This window comes from Streptomyces mesophilus (genome assembly GCF_011044995.1).
Lineage (GTDB): Bacteria > Actinomycetota > Actinomycetes > Streptomycetales > Streptomycetaceae > Streptomyces > Streptomyces mesophilus.
This window is the reverse complement of the sequence record NZ_JAAKZW010000364.1, coordinates 1-5,133: the sequence shown is the minus strand read 5'-3', so window position 1 is coordinate 5,133 and position 5,133 is coordinate 1. Positions and strand designations below refer to the sequence as shown.

The 5,133-nt window shown below is 72.6% G+C and carries 4 protein-coding genes; 2 read left to right on the top strand and 2 right to left on the bottom strand.

From position 1 onward, the window contains the following. On the top strand, nt 1–1,593 hold a 1,593-nt coding region (locus G6045_RS39145), incomplete at its 5' end, for a transporter (RefSeq protein ID WP_235968591.1). A 313-nt stretch (nt 1,594–1,906) separates the two neighbouring features. Here the strand turns inward: G6045_RS39145 and G6045_RS39140 are convergent. After that, nucleotides 1,907–2,482 (bottom strand): GNAT family N-acetyltransferase, encoded by a 576-nt coding sequence (locus G6045_RS39140; RefSeq protein ID WP_165337013.1) that lies wholly within the window; start codon nt 2,480–2,482, stop codon nt 1,907–1,909. A 165-nt stretch (nt 2,483–2,647) separates the two neighbouring features. Here G6045_RS39140 and G6045_RS39135 point away from each other — a divergent pair, with 165 nt between their 5' ends. Further along, the gene (locus G6045_RS39135; protein WP_328708076.1) at nt 2,648–4,084 is read left to right on the top strand and encodes a PAS domain-containing protein; all 1,437 of its coding nucleotides are present in this window, start codon (nt 2,648–2,650) and stop codon (nt 4,082–4,084) included. Nucleotides 4,085–4,229: 145 nt separating this feature from the next. On the opposite strand, the gene G6045_RS39130 is transcribed toward G6045_RS39135, so the two are convergent. Then, a complete protein-coding gene (locus G6045_RS39130) occupies nt 4,230–4,994 on the bottom strand; it encodes an SIS domain-containing protein (protein WP_165337011.1) in 765 nt (254 codons plus the stop codon). Nucleotides 4,995–5,133 lie beyond the last annotated feature (139 nt).

Below are 5,133 nucleotides of genomic sequence, written 5' to 3'. Positions count from 1 at the left end.
GCCCGCACCCCGAGCCTCACCCCCACCTTCGTCAGCCTCAAGCTGGCCCTGCTCCGCAACGGCCTGCGCCAGTCCGCGGGACGCCGCGCCGCCTACATCGCCTCCGCCGTCGTCACCCTGCTCTTCGCGGCGCTCCAGCTCATCGGCCTGATCGCCCTGCGCGGCAACGAACACGCCGCCACCCTCGTGATCCTGCTCGCCGCGGTCCTCGCGCTCGGCTGGACCTTCATGCCGCTCTTCTTCCCGAGCGGCGACGAAACCCTCGACGCCACCCGCCTGGTGATGCTGCCGCTGCGCCCGCGCCCGCTGGTGCGCGCGCTGCTCGCCTCGTCCCTCGTCGGCATCGGACCGCTCTTCACGCTCTGCCTCGCCGCCGGTTCGGTCGTCGCCGTCGCGCACGGCACCGCCGCCGCGCTCACCGGCATCCTCGCGATCGCGCTCACCCTGCTCGTCTGCGTCGCGCTCGCCCGCAGCGTCGCCTCCGCCAACCTGCGGCTGCTCTCCAGCCGCAAGGGCCGCGACCTCGCCGTACTCAGCGGCCTCGTGATCGCCGTCGGCATCCAGGTCGTCAACTTCGGCGCCCAGAGCCTCGGCCGCTCCGGCGGCCTTTCCCGCCTCGACCCGGCCGCCGACATCATCCGCTGGATCCCGCCCGCCTCCGCACTCGGCGCGGTCGATTCCGTCTCCCAGGGCTCGTACGCCACAGGGCTCGCCCAACTCGCCCTGTGCATCGCCCTGTTGGCCGCCCTGCTCACGTACTGGCAACGCAGCCTCACCCGCCTCATGACCTCACCCGACGGCTCCACCCTCCAGGCGGCCGAGCCCACCCGCACCCGCGCACGCACCCACGGCCTCACCCGCTTCCTGCCCGAAGGCCGCACCGGCACCGTCATGGAACGCACCCTGCGCTACGTCTGGCGCGACCCCAAGACCAAAGCCGCCTGGGTCACGTCCCTCGCCATCGGCCTGATCGTCCCCGTCTTCAACGCCCTCCAGGGCACCGGCTCGGTCTACTTCGCCTGCTTCGCCGCGGGGATGCTCGGCATCCTGATGTACAACCAGTTCGGACAGGACAGCTCGGCCTTCTGGATGGTCGCCCAGACGATCTCCACGACCCGCGACGCCTACACCGAACTCCGGGCCAGAGCCCTCGCGTTGGCGCTGATCACCATCCCGTACGCCGTGCTCGTGACCTTGGTGACCACAGCGATCATCGGCGACTGGCGCCCCCTGCCCGAAGCGCTCGGCCTGTCCTTCGCACTCCTCGGCTCGATGCTGGCCACCGGCGCCTGGTGCTCGGCCCGCTTCCCCTACTCGATCCCGCAGGAGGGCTACAAGAACGTGGCCCCCGGCCAGGCGGGCCTCGCCTGGATCTCCATCTTCGGCGGCATGCTCGCCTCGGCCCTGCTCTGCGCCCCGCTGCTGACCCTGACGATCTGGCTGCACGCCTCGGGCAACGACCACCTGCTCTGGCTCCTGCTCCCCGGCGGAGCCCTCTACGGCTGGGCCATCACCCACCTCGGCCTCCACCTCTCGGCCCCGCGCGCGGCGGCCCGCCTCCCGGAAATCCTCACGGCGGTGAGCAGGGGCTGAGGGCGCTCGGGCGCCCGGAAACGCAGACGACCCACGGTCTCGGGATCCCCTGGGGGAGCCGGCCGGACGTACCGGCGAGACCGCGGGTCGGGTGACTGCTGGGATTGGGCCGGCTGCGCGGTTCGCTCCCGCGCTGGTCCGGCACCGCACTGTGTGTGGCGGCGGGCCGCTAGCCCGCAGTCACCTCACGCGTCCGGTTCTTTGCCATCTGCCGAACCACCTCCCTTCTCGTGTGCCCCACACACTAGGAAGGGTCCGGCGTCGCTTCAACCGGTTTTTCCGCAAGTTTGCCTACGCGGCTTGGGTGGGCACATCACCGCAGGTCAAGCCGCATCAGCACCCTCGGGTGGCCCGCCAGGACCGAGGTGGTGTCGGCGGCGTGGGTGAAGCCCGCGCGTTCGAAGTTCTTGCGGAGGCCCGCGTACGCCATCGTGAGGTCGACGCGGGCGTCGCCGTTGTCGAGGGGGTACGCCTCGATCGCCGGGGCCCCGTGCTGTCTCGCGAACTCCACCGCGCCCTGGATCAAGGCGTGCGAGATGCCCTGCTTGCGGTGGCCGGGGCGGACGCGGATGCACCACAGGGACCAGACCGGGAGGTCGTCGATGTGGGGGATCTTGCGGTTGCGGGCGAAGGAGGTGTCCGCGCGGGGGGCCACCGCGGCCCAGCCGACCGGTTCGTCGTCGGCGTCGTAGGCGAGGACGCCAGGAGGCGGGTCGGCGCGGCAGAGGTCGGCGACGTACTCGGCGCGGGCGGGGCCGCGGAGTTCGTTGTTGAGCTTCGAGCCGATGCGGTAGCTCAGGCAGAAACACACGTTCGCGGTGGGTGACTTGGGGCCGATGACGGCTCGTACATCCTCGAAAACCGAGGCCGGGCGGACGGCGAGGGGCATGGCGCCCAGACTGGCATGGGGGCCGAGGAGGTGTGGCCGGGACGTTTCCGGGGCGCAACGATTTCGGCGAACTTGATGTGGGCTGCGTCACGTTCGAGTTCAATGATCTGTGTCGGATGGTCTGTGCCGTCCGACAGGTGGACTCGTCCTGCAGGGGGTGGCCAGGTGAGTGCTTCGCGGCGCAGCGGAACTGCGCAGCCCACGGACCCCGAGAACCCAGGCGAAGGCTCGGGCGCCGACTCCGGTACGCCGGGCGGCGGTTCCGGGGAGTCGAGCGGTACCGGCGGGCCGGGCTCGGCCGATCTGCTCGCCGCGCTGCTCGACGGGATGGACGCGGCGCTGTGCGCGTTCGACGCGGACGGCGTCGTCACCCACTGGAACCGTGAGGCGGCCCGGATTCTCGGCTGGAGCCCCGAAGAGGCCGTGGGGCGGCGGGGGTTCGCGGGCTGGGCGGTGCGTACGGCGGACGCGGACGAGATCGAGGGGCGGCTGCTCGCGGCGATGCACGCGCCCGGGCGGCAGGTGCACGAGTTCGCGCTGGTGACGAAGGACGGCGGGCGGGTGCTCGTACGGACGCAGTCGGCGGCCGTGCCCGGTCCCGACGGCAAACCGGCGGGGCTTTACTGCGCGTTCAGCGAGGTGCACGCGCAGATCGATCTGGAGCGTTCGATCGCGTTGAGCGAGGCGCTCTTCGACGACGCCTCGTGGGGTGTGGTCCTGGTCGACGCGGATCTGCGGCCCGCCGTGGTCAACGCGCATGCGGCGCGGGCGTTCGGCGTGGGGCGTACGGCGGTGCTCGGGCGGCCGCTCGGGGAGCTTCTCGCGCAGGGCGTCGAGGAGTTGGAGAGCGCGCTCACGCACGTCCTGGCCGAGGGCGCGCCGCCCGCGCCGGCCGAGCTGTGGGTGTCGATGCGCGGTGACGTACAGGGCGCGGGGGAGCGGCGCTGCTGGCGCAGCGGCTTCCTGCGTCTGGGGTCGCCGCTGGCCGAGGAGCCCGTGCCGCTGGGCGTGGGCTGGCTCTTCCAGGACGTGACGGACGCGAAGGTGGTCGAGCAGGAGGCCGCCCAACTGCGCTTCCGCAGCAATCAGTTGCACCGGGCCGGGCGCGCCGCGGGGGAGTGCGAGGATCCGATGGAGGCGGCGACGGCCCATCTCGACTTCGCGCTCGCGGGCTTCGCGGACCACGCCCTGATCGATCTGACCACGTCGCTCGAGCCGCCGCGGCTGGTCCGCGCGGCCGCCAGCCCGGTCGGCTCCCCGGGCCCGGTGCTGCCGGTCCCGATGGCCGGTCTCCCGGTCCGCTACCCGGACGGTCACCCGGCCCTGCAGTGCGTGCAGCGTGCGGGCTCGGTCCGTGCCTCCGCGGGCGCCGCGGCGCCGGACGCGGCGCGTGGCTGGGCGAAGGCCCGTCAGTGGCCGGACTCCACGGTGCACGCGCTGTGCGCGGTGCTGCGCAGCCGGGGCCGGACGCTGGGCGTGGTGACGTTCCTGCGCAGCGACAGCCGCCCACCGTTCGAGCGCTCGGATGCCACGTACGCGGAGAGTGTGGCGGTGCGGGTGGCGGCGGCGGTGGATCTGGCGGGAGTGCTGGGGGGTTCGTAGGGGGCCCGTCCGGCTGAACGGCCGCTGGTGCGGCGTAGGGCACCCGGGCGGTCGCTGGGGCCCGTGTGAGATCCGGATGGTCGCTGGGGCCGGTAGAAGACCCGGACGGTTGGTCGCTGGGGCCGGTAGGACACCCGGACGGTCGTCAGTGCCGGTAGAAGATGCGGTCCCCGTACTCGGTCAGGATGCGGCCGTTCCACTCGTGGCCGCCGTCGACGTTGCCCGAGCGCAGGAGCGGCGGCTCGATGCCGCGGGAGACGAGTTCGCCCGCCGCCGTGGCGAGGGTGGCCTGGAGCAGCGCGCTGGTGACGACCGTGGACGCCGGGGCGAACGGTGCCTCGATGCCGTCCAGGGTCAGCTCCGCGTCACCGATCGCGATCTTGCTGTCGAGAACGACGTCGCAGTGGTCCTTGAGATACGTGCCGGAGACATGACGGGAGCGGGTCTCCGCGGCGTACGCCACCGAGGTCACACCGATCACGCGCAGACCGAGCGCCTGTGCGTTCATGGCCATCTCGACCGGCAGGGCGTTGCGGCCCGACAGGGAGATGATCACCAGGACGTCCCCGGGCCGTGCGGGGGACGAGTCCAGGACGGCGCCCGCGAGCCCGTCGACCCGCTCGAGCGCCGAGCCCAGCGTCGCCGGCATGACGTCCACGCCGACCACGCCCGGGACGGCGAGCAGGTTCATCAGGGCGAGCCCGCCGGCGCGGTAGACGATGTCCTGCGCGGCCAGCGACGAGTGGCCCGCGCCGAACGCGAAGAGCCGGCCGCCCGCCTCGACCGCGTCGGCGATCACACCGCCCGCGGCCGCGATGTTCGCCGCCTCCTCGTCGCGCACCCGCTCCAGGAGGCCGATGGCCGCGTCGAAGTACTGGTCGGCGAGCTTGTTCTCGCGCGTAGGGCTCATCGCCTTCAGGCCCCTTTCCGGGGGTGGGTGCCAACGTGCCGCGGATCACGTTGCGGTCTGGACCAACTCTCTGTCAATACGGCCGCCGGGCGGCGGGGGACCCGGGGCGCGAGGGGCTCGGGGTGCGGGTGTCACGGGG